Below are 18,434 nucleotides of genomic sequence, written 5' to 3'. Positions count from 1 at the left end.
AAGCGCATGTTTAAGTTTAACGACGACAAAGGCCAACTGAAGTGTTCCTTCTGCGGCAAGTCCCAGGAACAGGTGCGCAAGCTGGTAGCTGGTCCTGGTGTTTACATTTGTGACGAATGTATCGAACTGTGCAATGAAATTGTACAGGAAGAGCTGGGCACTGAAGAAGAAATCGATATGAAAGAAATTCCAAAGCCAGTGGAAATTCGCAAAATCTTGGACGACTATGTCATCGGTCAAGATATGGCGAAAAAGTCCTTGTCTGTAGCGGTGTACAACCACTACAAACGGATTAATTCCGGGGCGAAGATCGAGGATGTGGAGTTGCAAAAATCCAACATCATGCTGATCGGTCCTACTGGTAGCGGGAAAACGTTGCTCGCGCAAACATTGGCGCGCATTCTGAATGTACCTTTCGCGATTGCGGACGCAACTTCTCTGACAGAAGCAGGCTATGTGGGCGAAGACGTTGAAAACATCTTGCTCAAGCTCATTCAGGCTGCTGACTATGATGTCGAGAAGGCTGAAAAAGGAATCATTTACATCGATGAGATTGATAAGGTAGCCCGCAAATCGGAAAACCCATCCATCACGCGTGATGTATCTGGCGAAGGCGTTCAGCAAGCGCTTTTGAAAATTTTGGAGGGTACCGTTGCGAGTGTTCCACCACAAGGCGGACGCAAGCATCCTCACCAAGAGTTCATCCAAATCGACACGTCGAACATTTTGTTCATCTGCGGTGGTGCATTTGATGGCGTTGAGCAGATTATCAAGCGTCGTCTGGGTAAAAAAGTCATCGGTTTCGGTGCAGACTTCGGCGATGGCGTAAAAGGCGATTTGAAAGCCGGAGAATACCTGAAATACATTTTGCCGGAAGATCTGCTGAAATTTGGTCTGATTCCGGAGTTCGTCGGTCGTTTGCCAGTGCTGGCTACCTTGGAGCCACTGGATGAGGAGACGCTCGTTCGTATCCTGACTGAGCCGAAAAACTCTTTGGTGAAACAGTACCAAAAACTGCTGAGTCTCGACGGTGTTGAGCTGGAGTTCGATAATGGTGCTCTCATGCAAATCGCAAAAGAAGCGATTAAGCGTAACACTGGTGCGCGTGGATTGCGTGCGATTATCGAACAAATCATGCTCGATATGATGTATGAGCTGCCTTCCAGAGAAGATGTCAACAAGTGCGTGATTACCGAAGAAACGGTACGCGACAAAGTGAAGCCGCAACTGTTGACCAAAGAAGGCCAGGAATTGCACGAAGAAACAGCATAAGCATTGTCTACACAAACCATCTCGTTATAAGCGAGGTGGTTTTTTTGTTGTTGGTTTACGTCTACGCTTGCGGGGCAATACTACTTGATATCGTTCAAGAGAAGCTTTTACATATGCACAAAACGGTCGTGAACGTTTTCCCTGCTCTTTGGGGAACAAAAAGTTGACCGCAAGCGAAGACGCATGGGAGGGACTGCATATGGACTATACGACATTGGTCATTGCTGTCATTGAAGTGGTTGTTGGTATCGTGATCGGCACCTACTTTTGGAACTTGCTGCGAGCGCAGAGAAACACGAAAACCTCAACCGAAAAGGAATCGCGAAAGGATCTTGATTCCATTCGTAAAATGAGAATGGTTGCGTTGACAGAACCTCTGTCGGAGAGAACAAGACCAGCGACTTTGGAAGAAATTGTAGGGCAAGAAGATGGGCTTCGTGCGTTGCGTGCCGCTTTGTGTGGTCCCAACCCGCAGCATGTCATTATTTATGGACCACCTGGTGTAGGCAAAACCGCAGCGGCTAGGGTCGTGCTGGAAGAAGCGAAGAAAAATCAGCTATCACCGTTTTCTTCTGATGCCAAGTTTATTGAAATTGATGCGACGATTGCTCGTTTTGATGAGCGCGGGATTGCTGACCCGTTAATCGGCTCCGTACATGATCCTATTTATCAAGGGGCAGGCTCGCTTGGGCAGGCGGGGATTCCGCAGCCAAAGCCGGGAGCTGTGACGAAAGCGCACGGTGGCATGCTTTTTCTGGATGAAATAGGGGAACTTCATCCTATTCAGATGAATAAGTTACTAAAAGTTCTCGAAGACCGCAAAGTCATGCTGGAGAGTGCTTACTACAGCGAGGAAAATAGCCAAATTCCTTCGCATATTCATGACGTATTCAAATACGGTTTGCCCGCCGACTTCCGTCTGGTTGGAGCGACGACGAGGTTGCCAGAAGAACTGCCTGCTGCGCTTCGATCCCGTTGCCTGGAAATCTTTTTCCGCCCGTTAAAGGCTGGAGAAATTGGGAGTATCGTGCGTACGGCCGTGCCTAAAATGAATATGAATATTGAAGACGGCGCTGTTTCCGTGATTGAGCGCTATGCAACCAATGGACGTGAAGCGATCAATACACTGCAAATCGCAGCGGGAATTGCCTTGACGGAAGAACGCAAAGACATCCAGGCTGCCGATGTGGAATGGGTGATGCACAGCAGTCAAAAATCGCCTCGCCCTGAAAAGCAGGTGCATGATACGCCTCAGGTCGGATTGGTCAACGGACTTGCTGTGTACGGTCCGAACATGGGCAGTGTAATGGAGCTTGAAGTGACTGCTTCACCCACAGCCGCTTCTGGTCAAGGTCGATTGGCGATGACAGGAATGGCTGAGGAAGAGGAAATGGGCAGCCGCAGCCGGACAATTCGCCGGAAGTCGATGGCAAAAGGATCGATCGAAAACGTTTTGACTGTACTGAACAGAATGGGCGTCCGCCCGTATGATTATGATTTGCATATCAATTTTCCGGGAGGCATCCCTGTTGATGGGCCTTCTGCGGGAATTACCATTGCCACTGCGATCTACTCGGCGATTTTGAATCAGCCTGTCGATAATTTACTGGCCATGACTGGTGAAGTGAGTATTCATGGGAAGGTAAAGCCAGTTGGGGGTGTAGTCGCGAAGGTAGAGGCCGCCAAACAAGCGGGAGCGACCAGAGTCCTCATTCCACAGGAAAACTGGCAAAGTATTTTTGCAGACATGAAAGGGATTGAAGTCATTCCAGTGTCCACAGTCTCTGAAGTAATCGAGCTAGCTGTGCCGCAAGCTGCCATGCAAGAAGAAGAGGCGACGGGATTTACTTTGCAAATCCCAGCAGAGGATCTTGCTTCCTCTCCGCTATCCCTGTAACAGTCGGGTATGCTCGCGGATTAGACATCGGATTGTGTTTGCGCTACAATGGAAAAAAGCTTCTGCTTGCAAAGAGCCTGAGGCCTTGCCCGGCCTGAAACGAGCTCCACAAAAAATGATAGCGTATGATCTTTTTTGTCTCGTTTTTTGGGGTCGGGCGGGCGTTTAAAAAACGGCTTTGAGGGCCGTTTTTGTCTGTTATTAGGCTCTATGTAAGAGGGTAGATCAACAAGGAGAGGTGCATCCGCTTGGGCGAACGTTCCGGTAAACGAGAATTACCGCTTCTCCCGTTGCGAGGATTGCTTGTTTATCCGACCATGGTACTCCATTTGGACGTTGGACGGGAAAAGTCCATCCGCGCATTGGAGCAAGCCATGGTAGACGATAACAAGATTTTGCTTGCGACACAGGAAGAGGTCCATATAGAAGAGCCAGATGCTGAGCAAATTTACAGTATTGGTACCGTTGCACGTGTGAAACAAATGCTGAAGCTGCCGAATGGGACAATCCGTGTATTGGTAGAAGGCTTGCAACGCGCAAAGATCGAGGAGTATCTTCAACAGGAAGATTATTTCGTCGTGTCGATTACATATTTGCAAGATGAAAAAACAGAGCAAAACGAAGTGGAAGCTTTAATGCGTTCCTTGCTGGCCCACTTTGAGCAGTACATCAAGCTGTCCAAAAAGGTTTCTCCAGAGACATTAACCTCTGTGCAGGACATTGAGGAACCGGGACGTTTGGCGGATGTGATTGCTTCGCATCTGCCGCTCAAGATGAAGGACAAACAAGAAATTTTGGAGACGACCAACATCAAGGAACGTCTCGAAATTCTTTTGACCATTTTGAACAACGAGCGCGAGGTACTTGAGCTGGAGCGCAAGATCGGCAACCGCGTGAAGAAACAGATGGAGCGTACGCAAAAGGAATATTACCTGCGTGAGCAAATGAAAGCTATCCAAAAAGAGCTGGGCGACAAGGACGGACGCCAAGGCGAAGTAGATGAGTTGCGTGCCCAGCTCGAAAAGTCGGACGCTCCTGAGCGGATCAAAACGAAGATCGAGAAGGAGCTCGAGCGTTTGGAAAAGATGCCGGCGACTTCTGCGGAAGGCTCGGTCATCCGTACGTATATCGATACCTTGTTTGCGCTGCCGTGGACGAAAACGACAGAAGACAATCTGGATATTCTTCATGCACAGCAAGTTCTCGATGAAGATCATTACGGCCTGGATAAACCAAAAGAGCGCGTCTTGGAGTATTTGGCAGTACAAAAGCTGGTAAACTCCATGCGTGGACCGATCCTTTGTCTGGTAGGTCCTCCAGGTGTCGGGAAAACATCTCTGGCTCGTTCCGTAGCGCGTGCAATCGGGCGCAATTTCGTTCGCATTTCCTTGGGGGGAGTACGCGATGAAGCAGAAATTCGCGGACACCGCCGTACGTATGTAGGTGCTCTCCCAGGGCGAATCATGCAAGGAATGAAGCAAGCTGGCACGATTAATCCTGTCTTTTTGCTGGATGAAATCGACAAGCTTGCGTCCGATTTCCGCGGAGACCCTGCGTCTGCACTGCTCGAAGTGCTCGATCCTAACCAAAATGATAAATTCAGTGACCACTATATCGAAGAGACCTATGATTTGACGAACGTGATGTTTATTACGACCGCAAACAGTCTCGATACGATTCCGCGTCCGCTCTTGGACCGCATGGAGGTCATCTCGATTTCCAGCTACACAGAACTGGAAAAGCTGAACATTTTGCGCGATTACCTCTTGCCGAAGCAAATGCAGGATCACGGTCTAGGCAAAGATAAGCTGAAAATGAACGACGATGCGATGCTGAAGCTCGTTCGTCTGTACACCAGAGAAGCAGGTGTTCGCAACCTCAATCGCGAAGCAGCCAACGTATGCCGCAAAGCTGCCAAGCTGATTGTGAGCGGTGAGAAGAAGCGTGTCGTAGTTACAGCCAAGACGTTGGAGACACTGCTCGGTAAACCGCGCTACCGCTATGGACTAGCGGAGAAAAAAGATCAAGTGGGTTCCGTTACAGGACTGGCTTGGACACAAGCAGGCGGAGATACGCTGAATGTAGAAGTCAGCATTTTGCCTGGAAAAGGAAAGCTCACCCTGACAGGAAAACTGGGTGACGTCATGAAGGAATCTGCGCAGGCTGCATTCAGCTATATTCGTTCCCGTGCAGATCAGTGGGGAATTGATCCGTCCTTCCACGAGAAGAACGATATCCACATCCACTTTCCAGAAGGGGCGATTCCAAAAGACGGTCCGTCTGCTGGGATTACCATGGCAACCGCACTCGTGTCCGCCCTCACGAAAATCCCTGTGAAAAAAGAAGTGGGGATGACTGGGGAGATTACGCTCAGAGGTCGGGTTCTGCCAATTGGCGGGCTGAAAGAAAAATGCATGTCTGCTCACCGTGCAGGTTTAACTACGATCATTTTGCCAAAAGACAACGAGAAGGATATTGAGGATATCCCAGAGAGCGTACGCGGTGAACTGACATTCTATCCAGTTGATCATTTAGATGAAGTGCTGCGTCACGCGCTAACTAAACAGCCAGTAGGTGACAAAGCATGAAAGTAACATCAGCAGAGTTTATTATCAGCGCGGTTGGACCGAAGCAGTATCCGACGGATGGTCTTCATGAGATCGCGCTGGTAGGACGCTCAAACGTAGGGAAGTCATCCCTGCTCAACAAAATGATGAACCGCAAAGGGCTGGCCCGGATCAGTTCTCGTCCGGGGAAAACCCAAACATTGAACTATTTCCGTGTCAATCAGATGCTCTACTTCGTTGACTTCCCGGGTTATGGGTATGCAAAGGTAGCGAAGACGATCAAGGAACAATGGGGAAAAATGATCGAGGGCTATTTGAAAAACCGGAACGAGCTTCGCTTCATTATTCAACTGGTCGATATTCGCCATGCTCCGAGTAAAGACGATGTTGCGATGTACGATTGGTGCAAGCAAATCGGGATTCCTACCGTAGTCGTAGCGACAAAAGGTGATAAAATCGCTCGCGGGCGTTGGCTGCAGCATACGAAGGTCATCCGTCAAAGCCTGAATTTGCGCGGGGATGATACGATCATTGTATTTTCCTCGGAGACAGGTCAAGGCAAGGATGAACTGTGGGCAGAAATCATGCGTCGTATCCGTGCGGGAGAGGAAATGGCCAGGGAGACGGCTGCCAAGGCTGAGGAGACTGCTCCAGCCAATGAGTAATTCTTAGACCCAATTCGCCGTGGGGAAGGGAGCATCTGAGTGAGCGGGAGTGCTTGCTTTGCTGTACGTGGTGTGATCGAAGGCTTCTATGGAACACCTTGGACACATGAAGAGCGGCTGGATATGATCGACTTTTTGCACCGGCATGATTACAATGCGTATTTCTACGCTCCAAAAGATGACGAGTATCTGCGGGAACGCTGGATGGAGCCGCTTCCTGCAATAGCCAATCAACAGTTAGACGAGCTGATCCAGCGGGCAAAGACTCGCAACATGCAGTTTATTTATTGCCTGGGGCCGGGGCTCAGCATGGAATATACGAATCGTCAGCATTTGGAGCTGTTGGGCAGGAAATATCGGGATTTGTATGATCGTGGTGTGCGTTACTTTGCGCTATTGTTCGATGATATCCCCATGCACCTGTTGCATGAGAAGGATGTAGCCGAGTTTGCCCATTTGGCGGAGGCGCATACCCGTACGACGCTTTACGTGTGGGATTTGATACGCAGCTGGGGCGATCCAGTCAAGCTGGTTGTCTGTCCTACACAGTACAACGGGATTGGAAAAGAAGCGTACATCATGTACCTTGGCCAGCATTTGCCGCAAGAAATCGATTTGTTCTGGACGGGACGATTCGTCTGCTCGCCCTACCTGACGGACGGCGATGCGATTCGCTTTCAAGAGTACACGGGTCATCAGCCGTTTTATTGGGACAACTACCCGGTGAATGATTTGGCCATGGCGAATGAACTACATATCGGTCCATTGCGTCACCGTGACCCTGATCTGTGGCAATACGCAGCAGGCTATGTGGCGAATGCGATGTCTAGACCAGAATGCTCGAAGATTCCTTTGATTACGACGGCAGCTTATTTGCGAGATCCGATCGGCTACGATCCTGATACGGTATGGAAACGAGCGGTAGAGGAAGTAGCGGGACAAAAAGATGCAGATGCTTTCTTCATCTTTGCGGATAACGTGCAAAGCTCGTTTTTATGCGAGGTGGAATCGCCGCGATTGCTAGAAGCTATCCTGACCTTTCGCTTTCATTTCTTGGAAGGGGATCGGCAAAAAGCCGTTACTGACTTGACTACTCTTTTTCAGAAGATGGAAGAGGCGGCTGACAAGCTGTTGGCAGGGATGACGAATCAGAAACTTGCGGAAGAAACGAGGCCGTGGGTGGAGAAGTTCCATCTGTGGACCAAGGTTGGTCTGTCGGCAGTCGCTCTCATTGATCATGGGACAAGAGGGCGACTGCCACAAGCAGCCTATCACTTGCTCCGGCTCAAACAGTGGCTCAAACGAACGGAGCGTTACCCGCAAGAAGTGTGCGGACCTGTTATGCAGCTATTTGTGGATGCCGTAATGCAAGAGGTTAAGAAGACCTCGAAAAAAAGCTCATAAAAAAAGTTCCTTTCCCACAGGGGAGAAAGGAACTTTTTTGCTTTTCGCATCAGGTAGATTCACGACCGTCATTTGGTTTTCTCTGACGGAAATTCCGCAACCATTCTTGAATGGGAAGCTCAGCGAGAATCATTCCGGTGAAAATCAGGAGACATCCGGTTAACTGTCTTCCACTCAATACTTCATGAATAAAGACGTACGAGGTGAGTGCAGCAAATACAGGCTCCAAAGCGAAAATGAGAGCGACCCGCGTCGAGCTGGTTTGTTTTTGCAAGGCAGTCTGAGCGAGAAAGGCAAGTGCCGTGGCGAAAATGGAAGTGACGATCAAACCAAACGCCACCTCAGGCTTGAACAAGATCGCCGGATCAAAGGCACGACTCCAATCTTCAAAGAAAAAGGCGTACAGCCAGCTGATAACACCTACCGTGCCTAATTGCGTAATGGCAAGGGGCAGTGCTGCAAATCGAGGTGCGTATTTGCCGGTAAAGACGATTTGCATGGCGAAGCAGATCGCACAGCCGAAGACCAGGGCATCACCGAGATTAAAGGAGAACGACTGGTTCTGTGTCAGCAAATACAAGCCGAATGCAGCTAGAATCACGCCGACGATAGCGAAAGGCTTGACGCGCTCACGCAAGAGCAAAAACGAGAAGAGCGGCACCAATACGACGGATAAACCAGTGATAAAGCCAGCTTTGGACGGCGTTGTATACAAAAGTCCTACGGTTTGCAAGGCGTATCCCAGACAGAGCCAAAAACCGAGGATGACGCCTGCACGAAGCAGTGGACCTCTCCATTCAGAGGTCTGCCCACGATGACGATTGCGGATGAAATAGATGATCAATAAAAATAACGCAGCAATGGTAAAACGAACGGCGTTAAACGTATTGGGAGGCAGCGATGCAATTGCCTGCTGTACGATCAAAAACGTGGTTCCCCAGATAAAAGCGACGAGGAGCAGCGTTATGTCTGCCATCCAAGGTTTTCTCAAAGCTTCTTTCCTCTCCTTTCTGGCATTTTCGCAATTTTTCTTCTGTTTTCATGTATAGCCGAAATCATAAGGTATTCCCGGAAGGAACGCAAGCGGATTATACAGGATATACCCAAAGTGCACTCCGTTAATAAACTTTTCACAATTACTCCTATCCGATTCGGGACATAATGATATAATAATAGTGCATTTTACATATGCCGCTAACAGGTTTGCATTCTGGGAGGACATTATGGATATTCTTTTGCTGGGCCTAAACTATAAAACAGCTCCTGTCGAAATTCGCGAAAAGTTTACATTCAGCGACGATGGGACAGCACGCGCTCTTCATCTTCTCTCCCAGACGAAGAGTATCGCAGAATGTATCATCCTGGGGACGTGCAACCGGACGGAAATTTACGTCGTTTGCGACCAGGCAAATATTGGCCGAGACTATACTCGCCGTTTTTTGGCTGAATGGTTCGGTGTGGAGAAAGAACAATTTAAGGATCATCTCTATATAAAAGAGAACGAACAGGCCATCGAGCACTTGTTCCGAGTCTCTTCCGGTCTTGATTCGATGGTAATGGGAGAAACACAAATCCTCGGACAAGTCCGGGATGCGTTCCTGTTGGCGCAGGAGCGTCAAACGACAGGGACCGTCTTCAACACCTTGTTCAAGCAGGCGATTACGTTCGCCAAGCGTGCCCATACAGAGACAGCGATTGGACAAAATGCGGTTTCTGTCAGCTACGCTGCTGTCGAGCTGGGGAAAAAGATCTTCGGTTCCTTCGCAGGGAAGTCTGTCCTGATCGTCGGAGCGGGCAAAATGAGCGAGCTGACCGCCAAACACCTGCACGCCAATGGATCGGAACGCGTCATGGTAGCGAATCGTACATTGGAGCGAGCGCAGCTTTTGGCAGAAAAGTTCAAGGGTGACTCCTGTACGATGGAGCAGCTGCCAGAGGCACTGCTCACAGCAGACATCGTCATCAGCTCGACTGGAGCGACAGGTTATGTCCTCGGCAAAAAAGAACTGGCTCCGATCATGAAACAACGGAAGCATCGTCCGTTGTTCATGGTGGATATCGCGGTTCCTCGCGACTTGAATCCTGACTTGCATGATCTTGATAACGTATTTTTATATGATATTGACGATCTGGAAGGAATCGTTGCGAGTAACGTAGCGGAACGTTCTCGTGAAGCGGAACGTCTGGATGTCATGATTCAAGAAGAGATCGTGGCATTCACGACCTGGTACCAGACGCTTGGCGTGGCGCCACTCATCGCAGCACTGCGTGACAAGGCAAACACGATTCAAAGCGAAGCGATGCGGAAAATCGAAAACAAGCTGCCGAACCTGTCTGAGCGGGAGATGCATATCATCCGCAAGACAACCAAGGGCATTGTCAATCAACTGTTGCACGATCCGGTCGTGCGTTTAAAAGAAATGGCAGCTACCAAAGATGGGGAAGAAGTACTGGATATTTTCGAGAAAATGTTTGCGTTGGAGGAAATCCTGGAGCGAAAAGAACAGGAAGCAATCTGGGCTAACGATAAAAATAAACAGACATCTTCTTCTCGGGAGCAGGTATTGGCTTCCCGGTTCCCTGACTAAGCTGACCTGACAATCTATCTGCTACTGTTAGAAACCGATTGGGAAAGTGGGGGAGAGAGTGCATGGCCGAGGTGAGATGGATCTACGACTTGACGATCTTTCTCTACGCTGCAAGTGTTCTCTTCTATTTTAACGACTTCTTGCAAAGCAACCGGAAAGTCAATCGTCTGGCTTTCGGGTTGCTTGTTGTCGTTTGGGCCTTGCAAACCGCATTTTTTGTCTCGCAAGCAGTCATGAAGGGGTATTTTCCAGTCATTACGCTGTTTGAGACGCTCTTTTTTTATTCATGGGTGCTGGTAGGCTTGTCGCTTGCCATTCACTATTTTTTTCGGATTGATTTGCTGGTTTTTTTTACTAATATTATCGGGTTCGTCGTGCTCGTCATGTCGATGTTTTTGCCGGAAACGCCGATTGAGGCTGTATCGAGCATTTTGACCTCTGAGCTATTGTTGACGCATGTAACACTGGCCATGTTCAGCTACGGGGCGTTCTCGCTCTCCATGATCTTCTCGGCCATGTACTTGCTTCAGCACAAAATGCTCAAGGGAAGACGCTGGTCGCCGCTGCTCAGGCGTTTGCCCAGCCTCGATCAATTGGAAGGCTACGCGTACCGTATGAACATGCTGGGTGTACCGATGCTCTTGCTTTCGATTGTATTAGGGATCATTTGGGGTAAAATGGTTTTGCCGGAGAAATTTCTGCTAGATTCAAAAGTATTGCTCTCCGTGCTGGTTCTTGCGATTTATTCGCTGTGGCTGTACCAACGCTATCGGGATACGGTGCAGATGCGCAGACTCGCGCAGTGGAACGTCCTGGCGTTTTTGTTACTGCTTATCAATTTTTTAGGCTTCACTACTTCTACATTTCACGACTGGTGGTAGGGGCTGTTCATCAAGGAGGCTGTCATGGGAAAATGGAAAGTGGGAACGCGTCGCAGCAAATTGGCGCTCACTCAAACGAATTGGGTCGTAGATAAACTGAAGGGGTTCGCGCCTGAAGCTGATTTTGAATTGCATGAAATCGTGACAAAAGGCGATCGAATCCTCGATGTAACCTTGTCCAAAGTAGGCGGAAAAGGGTTGTTTGTCAAAGAAATCGAGCAATCCTTGTTCGATAAGGAAACCGATTTTGCGGTACACAGCTTGAAGGATATGCCGGCAGAATTGCCAGAGGGCTTGGTAATCGGCGCGATTCCGAAGCGTGTTGATCCTCGGGATGTCCTGCTTTCCAAGGACGGCAAGACGTTGGATGAATTGCCGCAAGGAGCTTTGGTAGGGACCAGTAGCTTGCGCCGTTCTGCACAAATTCTTGCACATCGCCCTGACATTCAGATCGAATCTCTGCGTGGAAATATTGATACGCGCATACGCAAAATGGAGGAAGGCAATTTTGATGCCATCATTCTCGCTGCGGCTGGACTTGAGCGCGTGAATTTTGAAGGCAACATCTCGCAATTCCTGCCTGTTGAAATCAGCTTGCCGGCAGTCGGTCAAGGAGCGCTTGCTATCGAATGCCGTGCAGACGATAAGGAGACACTCGCTCTCTTGAAGCAGTTTGATGACGCACCGACGCGTTTGGCGGTAACAGCAGAGCGCAGCTTCCTGCACAAACTCCAAGGCGGCTGTCAGGTGCCAATTGGTGCATATGCGACAGTTGGAGAGAACAATGAAATTACTTTAACAGGAATGGTTGGCTCCCCAGATGGGAAGCAAATATTCAAAAACACGGCGACTGGCCAAGATCCGTTAGCACTGGGCATTCAAGTGGCGGAAGCCCTTCTGGCGCAGGGAGCGGGAGATGTACTTGCGCAAGTATTGCGGGAGAATGAGCAATGATTGTCCATGGATCGCACAAGCCGCTGACTGGCAAGTGCATCATGGTCACGCGGGCAAGAAGTCAAGTTCGCGAGCTCGTTGAACATATCGAGCGGTTAGGGGGAGCAGCGTACGCATTTCCCCTGTTAAAAATGATGCCGCCGACGGACACTGCCAAGCTCGACGAAGCCATCACCCAGTTGCCAACATACGACTGGGTGGTGTTCACGAGTGTGAATGGCGTGCGCTTCTTCTTGGAGCGCATGCGCGAGGTCGGGGCAGGACTCGAAGCGTTCACTGGCAAAATTGCTGCGGTCGGTCCGAAGACGGCCAAGGCGCTTGAGCATCACGGGCTCGAAGTAGCTGTCATTCCGTCTGATTACGTGGCGGAAGGCTTGCTGTCGAGCCTGTATGATCAGCTGCTTCCTGGTCAGCGCGTTCTGCTGCCTCGTGCAGATATTGCCCGCAAGGCACTGCCAAAGGAGTTGGCCCGCTTGGGGCTTGCTGTGACAGAGGTAGACGTGTATCACACTGTCATTGATGAAGAGCAGGCTCCAGACGCAGCGGAAAAGCTCCAGCAAGGTCTCATCGATATCATCTTGTTTACCAGCTCTTCAACGGTGACGCATTTTATGGCAGCGATGGAGCCCTATGCATCGTTTGACTGGCTCAAGCACGTTCAGATAGCCTGTATCGGACCAATAACGGCAGATACAGCAAAACAAAACGGGCTTTCTGTTCATGTCGTAGCGAGTGAGTACACCGTGGAAGGATTACTAGCAGCTATTATAGAGAACCTGGGAGGGAATCGACATGGCACAAACATTTGACCGACATCGCCGTCTTCGTAAAAGCGCGGCTATGCGCAATCTGGTGCGGGAGAACCACGTACGGGTGGAAGACTTGATTTATCCGTTGTTCGTAGTGGAAGGAACCGGTATTAAGAATGAGATTCCTTCCATGCCAGGCGTGTATCAGCTCTCCTTGGACACACTAGCAGAAGAGATGAAGGAAATCGTAGCTCTGGGAATTCAAGCTGTTTTGATGTTTGGGGTACCAACGCATAAAGACGCATGCGGAACAGAGGCATACAATGATGATGCGATCACCCAACAGGCGATGCGTCTGATCAAGGAAGCCTATCCGGAAATGATCGTGATTGCTGATACATGCCTGTGTGAATACACCGATCATGGACACTGTGGTGTCATTCACGAAGGCGAAGTCGTGAATGACGAAACATTGAAGCTTTTGGGTCAGACCGCTGTTTCCCAAGCAAAAGCTGGAGCAGATATTATTGCACCTTCCAACATGATGGACGGTTTCGTGATGGCAATCCGTGAAGCTTTGGACGAGGCTGGTTTTGAACACATTCCGATCATGTCCTATGCGGTGAAATACGCTTCTGCCTTCTACGGGCCGTTCCGCGATGCGGCAGGCTCGACTCCACAATTCGGCGATCGCAAAAGCTACCAAATGGACGCGGCCAATGCACGTGAAGGTCTGCGCGAGGCAGCTTCCGATGTAAAAGAAGGCGCGGACTTCTTAATCGTGAAGCCAGGTCTTGCCTTCATGGACATGGTTCTTCGTCTGCGTGAGAACTTCAACCTGCCAATTGTGGCTTACAATGTGAGTGCCGAGTATTCCATGGTAAAAGCGGCAGCTCTGAATGGCTGGATCGATGAAGAGCGTATCGTTATGGAAACATTGGTTGGCTTCAAGCGCGCAGGTGCAGATTTGATCATTACGTACCATGCAAAAGATGTTGCAAAATGGCTGGCGAGGTGAGCACGAGATGAATAGAGAAAAATCTACTCAGTTATTTGCAGAAGCACAGCATTACATACCAGGCGGAGTAAACAGTCCGGTTCGTGCCTTTAAGAGTGTTGGAGGCAATCCTGTTTACATCGCAAAGGGAGAAGGCTCCCGCATTTTTGATGTGGATGGAAACAGCTATATTGACTATATCGGCTCGTGGGGTCCATTGATCTTGGGTCATGCGCATCCGCGTGTCCTTGCAGCGATTACGGAAGTAGCTGCGCTTGGAACAAGCTTTGGTGCACCGACTGAGCGGGAAACAGAAATGGCAAAGCTCGTTTGTGAGATTGTGCCATCTGTAGAAGTCGTGCGCATGGTAAACTCCGGTACAGAGGCGACGATGAGCGCTCTGCGCCTCGCGCGTGGCTATACCAGACGCAACAAAATCATGAAGTTCGAAGGCTGCTACCATGGTCATGCCGACAGCCTGTTGATCAAAGCGGGTTCCGGTGTGGCTACACTAGGACTTCCAGACAGCCCAGGCGTACCTGAAGGAACGGCACACAACACGATTACGGTTCCTTACAATGATCTGGAAAGCGTCAAACTGGCATTTGAAGCGTTTGGCGATGATCTGGCAGCAGTTATTGTAGAGCCAATCGGCGGCAACATGGGGGTTGTTCCTCCACAGCCAGGCTTCCTCGAAGGACTGCGTGAAATTACGGAGAAGCATGGGACTCTGCTTATTTTCGATGAAGTCATGACTGGCTTCCGTGTAGCATTGGGCGGTGCACAAGAGCTGTACGGCATTACCCCAGATTTGACAACGATGGGAAAAGTCATCGGCGGTGGCTTGCCAGTCGGTGCGTACGGCGGCAAACGGGAGATCATGCAGCAAGTGGCTCCAGCAGGACCAATCTATCAGGCAGGGACGCTGTCGGGTAATCCTTTGGCGATGGCTGCTGGCTTGACTACCTTGCAAGAGCTCAGCAAACCAGGCGCTTACGAGCGTTTGGAGAAGATGTCTGCTCGTTTGGCTGAAGGCTTGGCTGACAATGCCAAGAAGCTGGGGATTCCGCACACGCTCAATCGCGTTGGTTCGATGGTTTGTCTGTTCTTCACAGAAACGCCGGTTATCAACTACGAAACAGCGAAAACTTCCGATCTGGAGCGTTTCTCTGCGTACTTTAGCTATCTGCTGGAGGAAGGCGTCATGATCCCGCCGTCCCAGTTTGAGGGCATGTTCGTTTCCTTGGCTCATACTGATGAAGATATCGAACGGACGATTGAAGCTAGCTACAAAGCGATGAAAAAAGCGTTTGAATAAAGCAATGAAAAGAAGAAAGCACTTCCTTGCTGATGCAGGAGGTGCTTTTTTTGCCTTCTTGCAGGATTTTTCCACCCCTTGTCAAAATACGAAGGAAAATGCAGATGAATGAGGTGGAGACATGGAAGGGACGATCATTCACGTACCGCAAAAGCATCTGGTTGGGCTTAGCTTCTCTGGTTCGTTTCCCATGCTTGTAGAATACATGCCAAAGCTGTGGGAGACGTTTTTGAAGCGTCAGGATGAGATTCCTCTCGTCATTTCACCAGATGTTCGTTATGACATCAGCGACGAGAATCAGACGTACCAAATGTATACCGAGTATATTGTGGTGGAAGTAGAGCGTTTCGAGCATATCCCTGAGGGCATGGTCGGGTTCACGATTCCAGCGAAGACATACGCCCGCTTTACCCACACAGGACCGATGGAACAGGTCCAAAACACATACCACGGCCTGTTTGGCTGGCTCAACGAAAATGGCCATCAGGTGGACGAGCAAGCTCTTCGCATGGAGCGCTATGATCAACGGTACGTTCCTTCTGTGCATGAGTCTGCTCGGGTCGAGAACACGTACGAAATTTTTATCCCGCTTCGGTAAAAGAACGAAAGAAGCAACACCTCTAAACGGCCAACACCTGCTATACCCAAAAACGGGAGGTGTTGGCCGTTTGGTTTCACCAATTGGAATCCAGACTCGTATACTGTAAAAAACAGGACAGGGGTGACAAGTGTGGTGAAATTGAAATGGCGTTATCGAAAGCACTTGCGCAAGCGTTACGGTCGGTTGATTTGGAGTGTTCGCAAACGGAAAAACCGGAAAGGATACTTTAAAACGAATGTCCGGGCACATCATCGCAAGAGTTATCGCATTCTTGTCGCGAACGAATACATTGCTGCCTACTTAGCCAAAAAACTCGGGTTACCCGTTGCAAAAGTATTACAGGCTCATGTAAGAGGACCACGAGGGTACATTAAGCGCGGTCTTGTCTCTGTTAAAGCCAATGCCAGGAAGGTTATTCCTTGGAAAAAGGCGAAGTCATACGTAAAGAAAAAACCCCACAAATATATCAAGAATGCCAAAAAATTAGCGCGTTTGGTGGCTTTCGATGCATGGATTCTCAACCCGGACCGTTCGAATCACAACTTGATTCTCTACCGAAGAAAATCATGGAAGAAATACAAATGGTATGGCATCGATCACGGCCTATCATTGTTTGGCAATCCTTCTAAATGGAATCTTCGCAGAGCAAAGAATAAGTTCTCCTGTAAAAAAGCATACAAATTTTGCTTGCATACCGGAGATAAAAAGAAGCAACGAATTCCCTACGGATTGAAGCGGTTTACGCGGGAAAATCGAAAGCAGCTTGACAAGATGGTGAAAAAAATCCAATCTTTGCCTACATCGGAAATCAAAAGAGCGATCAAAAGGGTACCGAAAGGATGTTTGAAAAAGTCCGAAAAAAAATTCATCCAAAAAGTGTTGCAATGCAGACGCAAGCAAATGAAAAAAATGTTGAAACGGGTATCGAAGCGTTTTGCTTAAATGTCCAGCGACTTGTCCAAGAAACAACCAAGTTCATCCATAATAGACTGCAAGACTTGCAGGGAAAGGTCAACCTGCAGACCAATGTCTAAGGAGTGCTTTGCGTTTTGTGGCAGATACCGATGAATATTTGGCTTGGATGTAATGATTCTTTCGAGTGTAGGCTGATGGTAGTGGGGATCGGCAGTACCTGAGACAAGAAAGACATTTTGCTCCAGCGCAAGCAAGTCTGCCACGACCAACTCCTCCCTCAGCAACGGAGTCAACAGGATTGCAGACGAACGGGAAAAACGAGGTTCCTTGAGCAAGGAACATGCAATCGGAACTGTTCCGAGTGATTTCCCGAGAAAGAAGACATGTTCATACTCCTGCTGATCTAGTACCTGGAAGACAACCGTTTTCACATCCTCGCTGATCCAAGCGCTGCGTTTTGCGAATGAACTGGTTTCGAAATCCGGGATGTCTTTTCCATACGCAGCGTGTACATGGACGAGATCAATCTGTTTACTCAAAAAAAGCATGGTAGAATAATACAGATAAGGCCTGTCGAAAGAATAGCTTGCTCCGGGAAAGAAAAAACAGACGGAGCGAGATGGTGTCTGATTTGCCTGAATGTGCGTGTACGTCATTTCTCTCCCATCCCTGACGATCACGGAACCTGTTTTTGGGTATACCATCTACATATGCACCTCTTTCATGTTTTTCGGAACAGGGGTTATTTTCCAATCGTAAGGGTCGGAAGCACTTGTTGACAAGAAGTAAACAAACGATAAAGGAGCATGATTCGATGAAAAAGGAAGTCCAACTCAGTAACGGCATCAAAATAGCCTATGTAGAAGAAGGGACGGGGGAGCCGCTTGTTTTGATCCACGGCTTTTGCGGAAGCTCATCTTACTGGCATAAGCTAGTGCCACTCATGTCCGAAACGCATCGCGTCATTGCGATCGATTTGCGTGGACATGGAGACAGCTCGGCCCCTGATGAACCGTATTCGATGGAGCGTTTTGCTGATGATCTGGGTTTGTTTGTGGAAGGACTGGGTTTAGCGAAGATTCATCTGTTTGGACATTCGCTCGGTGGCTATGTGACCTTGGCGTTTGCAAATCAATATGCGGACAAGCTGGCGAGCTTTGGGCTGATCCATTCGACCCCTTATCCGGATGACGAAACTGCCAAGGCAAACCGCGATAAAGGCGCAGACAACATTCGGCAAAATGGCATGGAGCCGTTTATCAAAGCCCTCGTACCGAAGCTGTTCGCACCTTCTCATATCGACACGTTGAGAGAAGAAGTCCAGCGGGCAAAAGAGATTGGGTTTGCGACGAGCCCGGTCGGAGCCATCCAAACATTAATCGCCATGCGTGATCGAGTGGATCGCAATCATGTGCTGCAAGAAACGACATTGCCTGTGCTATTAGTCGCAGGAACAGAGGACCAGATCATTCCTGCTGAAAAAACTTTCACAGTAAATAAAAACAACGTCGAGCAAGTGTTGCTGCCTGATGTAGGACATATGGGCATGGTAGAGGCACCAGAGAAAATGGCAGAAGCCTTCAAGAGCTTTCTAAACAAAAAGTAAACAAATATCACACCATAGTC

16 protein-coding genes are annotated in these 18,434 nt (G+C 49.2%); 14 read left to right on the top strand and 2 right to left on the bottom strand.

What is annotated here, in order from left to right:
* The first annotated feature begins 6 nt into the window (after positions 1–6).
* The 5 genes from clpX (at position 7) to EL268_RS20745 (ending at position 7,805) form a co-directional block, all read left to right on the top strand.
* Positions 7–1,272: an ATP-dependent protease ATP-binding subunit ClpX gene (clpX, locus tag EL268_RS20765; RefSeq protein WP_007722243.1), complete on the top strand. Its 1,266-nt coding sequence runs from the start codon at positions 7–9 to the stop codon at positions 1,270–1,272.
* Positions 1,273–1,471: 199 nt separating this feature from the next.
* Entirely contained in the window at positions 1,472–3,169 is a 1,698-nt protein-coding gene (gene lonB, locus EL268_RS20760) for an ATP-dependent protease LonB (RefSeq protein WP_106655828.1), read from the top strand.
* Positions 3,170–3,417: 248 nt separating this feature from the next.
* The gene (gene lon / locus EL268_RS20755) at positions 3,418–5,757 is read left to right on the top strand and encodes an endopeptidase La (protein ID WP_106655829.1); all 2,340 of its coding nucleotides are present in this window, start codon (positions 3,418–3,420) and stop codon (positions 5,755–5,757) included.
* Entirely contained in the window at positions 5,754–6,401 is a 648-nt protein-coding gene (gene yihA / locus EL268_RS20750) for a ribosome biogenesis GTP-binding protein YihA/YsxC (protein WP_106655830.1), read from the top strand. The genes lon and yihA overlap by 4 nt, the downstream gene beginning before the upstream one ends.
* Positions 6,402–6,440: 39 nt before the next feature.
* Positions 6,441–7,805 (top strand): protein O-GlcNAcase, encoded by a 1,365-nt coding sequence (locus tag EL268_RS20745; protein ID WP_106655831.1) that lies wholly within the window; start codon positions 6,441–6,443, stop codon positions 7,803–7,805.
* Positions 7,806–7,854: 49 nt separating this feature from the next.
* On the opposite strand, the gene EL268_RS20740 is transcribed toward EL268_RS20745, so the two are convergent.
* Positions 7,855–8,796, bottom strand: coding sequence for a DMT family transporter (locus tag EL268_RS20740; RefSeq protein WP_307724154.1), 942 nt, complete (start codon positions 8,794–8,796; stop codon positions 7,855–7,857).
* Between the two features lie 232 nt (positions 8,797–9,028).
* Between EL268_RS20740 and hemA the strand changes: the two genes are divergently transcribed.
* From hemA to EL268_RS20700, 8 genes are all read left to right on the top strand, one after another.
* Positions 9,029–10,393: a glutamyl-tRNA reductase gene (hemA, locus tag EL268_RS20735; RefSeq protein WP_047072881.1), complete on the top strand. Its 1,365-nt coding sequence runs from the start codon at positions 9,029–9,031 to the stop codon at positions 10,391–10,393.
* Positions 10,394–10,455: 62 nt separating this feature from the next.
* Positions 10,456–11,274: a cytochrome C assembly family protein gene (locus tag EL268_RS20730; RefSeq protein ID WP_106655833.1), complete on the top strand. Its 819-nt coding sequence runs from the start codon at positions 10,456–10,458 to the stop codon at positions 11,272–11,274.
* A 24-nt stretch (positions 11,275–11,298) separates the two neighbouring features.
* A complete protein-coding gene (gene hemC / locus EL268_RS20725; RefSeq protein WP_106655834.1) occupies positions 11,299–12,228 on the top strand; it encodes a hydroxymethylbilane synthase in 930 nt (309 codons plus the stop codon).
* Positions 12,225–13,037, top strand: coding sequence for a uroporphyrinogen-III synthase (locus EL268_RS20720; RefSeq protein WP_106655835.1), 813 nt, complete (start codon positions 12,225–12,227; stop codon positions 13,035–13,037). Before hemC ends, EL268_RS20720 begins: the two co-directional genes overlap by 4 nt.
* On the top strand, positions 13,021–13,995 hold the full coding sequence (hemB, locus tag EL268_RS20715) for a porphobilinogen synthase (RefSeq protein ID WP_106655836.1): 975 nt from the start codon (positions 13,021–13,023) through the stop codon (positions 13,993–13,995). Before EL268_RS20720 ends, hemB begins: the two co-directional genes overlap by 17 nt.
* 7 nt (positions 13,996–14,002) lie before the next feature.
* Positions 14,003–15,292, top strand: coding sequence for a glutamate-1-semialdehyde 2,1-aminomutase (hemL, locus tag EL268_RS20710; RefSeq protein WP_106655837.1), 1,290 nt, complete (start codon positions 14,003–14,005; stop codon positions 15,290–15,292).
* Between the two features lie 121 nt (positions 15,293–15,413).
* Complete coding sequence (locus EL268_RS20705) at positions 15,414–15,890, top strand: GyrI-like domain-containing protein (RefSeq protein ID WP_106655838.1); 477 nt, start codon at positions 15,414–15,416, stop codon at positions 15,888–15,890.
* 135 nt (positions 15,891–16,025) lie between these two features.
* Positions 16,026–16,835: a HipA family kinase gene (locus EL268_RS20700; RefSeq protein ID WP_232029970.1), complete on the top strand. Its 810-nt coding sequence runs from the start codon at positions 16,026–16,028 to the stop codon at positions 16,833–16,835.
* Here the strand turns inward: EL268_RS20700 and EL268_RS20695 are convergent.
* Positions 16,832–17,512 (bottom strand): alpha/beta hydrolase, encoded by a 681-nt coding sequence (locus EL268_RS20695; RefSeq protein ID WP_106655840.1) that lies wholly within the window; start codon positions 17,510–17,512, stop codon positions 16,832–16,834. The two genes, EL268_RS20700 and EL268_RS20695, sit on opposite strands and share 4 nt — an antisense overlap.
* Before the next feature lie 110 nt (positions 17,513–17,622).
* Here EL268_RS20695 and EL268_RS20690 point away from each other — a divergent pair, with 110 nt between their 5' ends.
* Positions 17,623–18,414 (top strand): alpha/beta fold hydrolase, encoded by a 792-nt coding sequence (locus tag EL268_RS20690; RefSeq protein ID WP_106655841.1) that lies wholly within the window; start codon positions 17,623–17,625, stop codon positions 18,412–18,414.
* Positions 18,415–18,434 lie beyond the last annotated feature (20 nt).

It is taken from the genome of Brevibacillus brevis (assembly GCF_900637055.1).
Lineage (GTDB): Bacteria > Bacillota > Bacilli > Brevibacillales > Brevibacillaceae > Brevibacillus > Brevibacillus brevis.
This window is presented reverse-complemented; position numbering and strand designations above follow the sequence as displayed.

Bases quoted from the DNA above. Each gene is read 5' to 3' on its own strand.
- EL268_RS20690 (WP_106655841.1), top strand. From the start codon at position 17,623: ATGAAAAAGGAAGTCCAACTCAGTAACGGCATCAAAATAGCCTATGTA.
- yihA (WP_106655830.1), top strand. From the start codon at position 5,754: ATGAAAGTAACATCAGCAGAGTTTATTATCAGCGCGGTTGGACCGAAG.
- EL268_RS20695 (WP_106655840.1), bottom strand. From the start codon at position 17,512: ATGGTATACCCAAAAACAGGTTCCGTGATCGTCAGGGATGGGAGAGAA.
- EL268_RS20730 (WP_106655833.1), top strand. From the start codon at position 10,456: ATGGCCGAGGTGAGATGGATCTACGACTTGACGATCTTTCTCTACGCT.
- lonB (WP_106655828.1), top strand. From the start codon at position 1,472: ATGGACTATACGACATTGGTCATTGCTGTCATTGAAGTGGTTGTTGGT.
- EL268_RS20720 (WP_106655835.1), top strand. From the start codon at position 12,225: ATGATTGTCCATGGATCGCACAAGCCGCTGACTGGCAAGTGCATCATG.
- hemL (WP_106655837.1), top strand. From the start codon at position 14,003: ATGAATAGAGAAAAATCTACTCAGTTATTTGCAGAAGCACAGCATTAC.
- hemB (WP_106655836.1), top strand. From the start codon at position 13,021: ATGGCACAAACATTTGACCGACATCGCCGTCTTCGTAAAAGCGCGGCT.
- EL268_RS20705 (WP_106655838.1), top strand. From the start codon at position 15,414: ATGGAAGGGACGATCATTCACGTACCGCAAAAGCATCTGGTTGGGCTT.
- hemC (WP_106655834.1), top strand. From the start codon at position 11,299: ATGGGAAAATGGAAAGTGGGAACGCGTCGCAGCAAATTGGCGCTCACT.
- clpX (WP_007722243.1), top strand. From the start codon at position 7: ATGTTTAAGTTTAACGACGACAAAGGCCAACTGAAGTGTTCCTTCTGC.
- hemA (WP_047072881.1), top strand. From the start codon at position 9,029: ATGGATATTCTTTTGCTGGGCCTAAACTATAAAACAGCTCCTGTCGAA.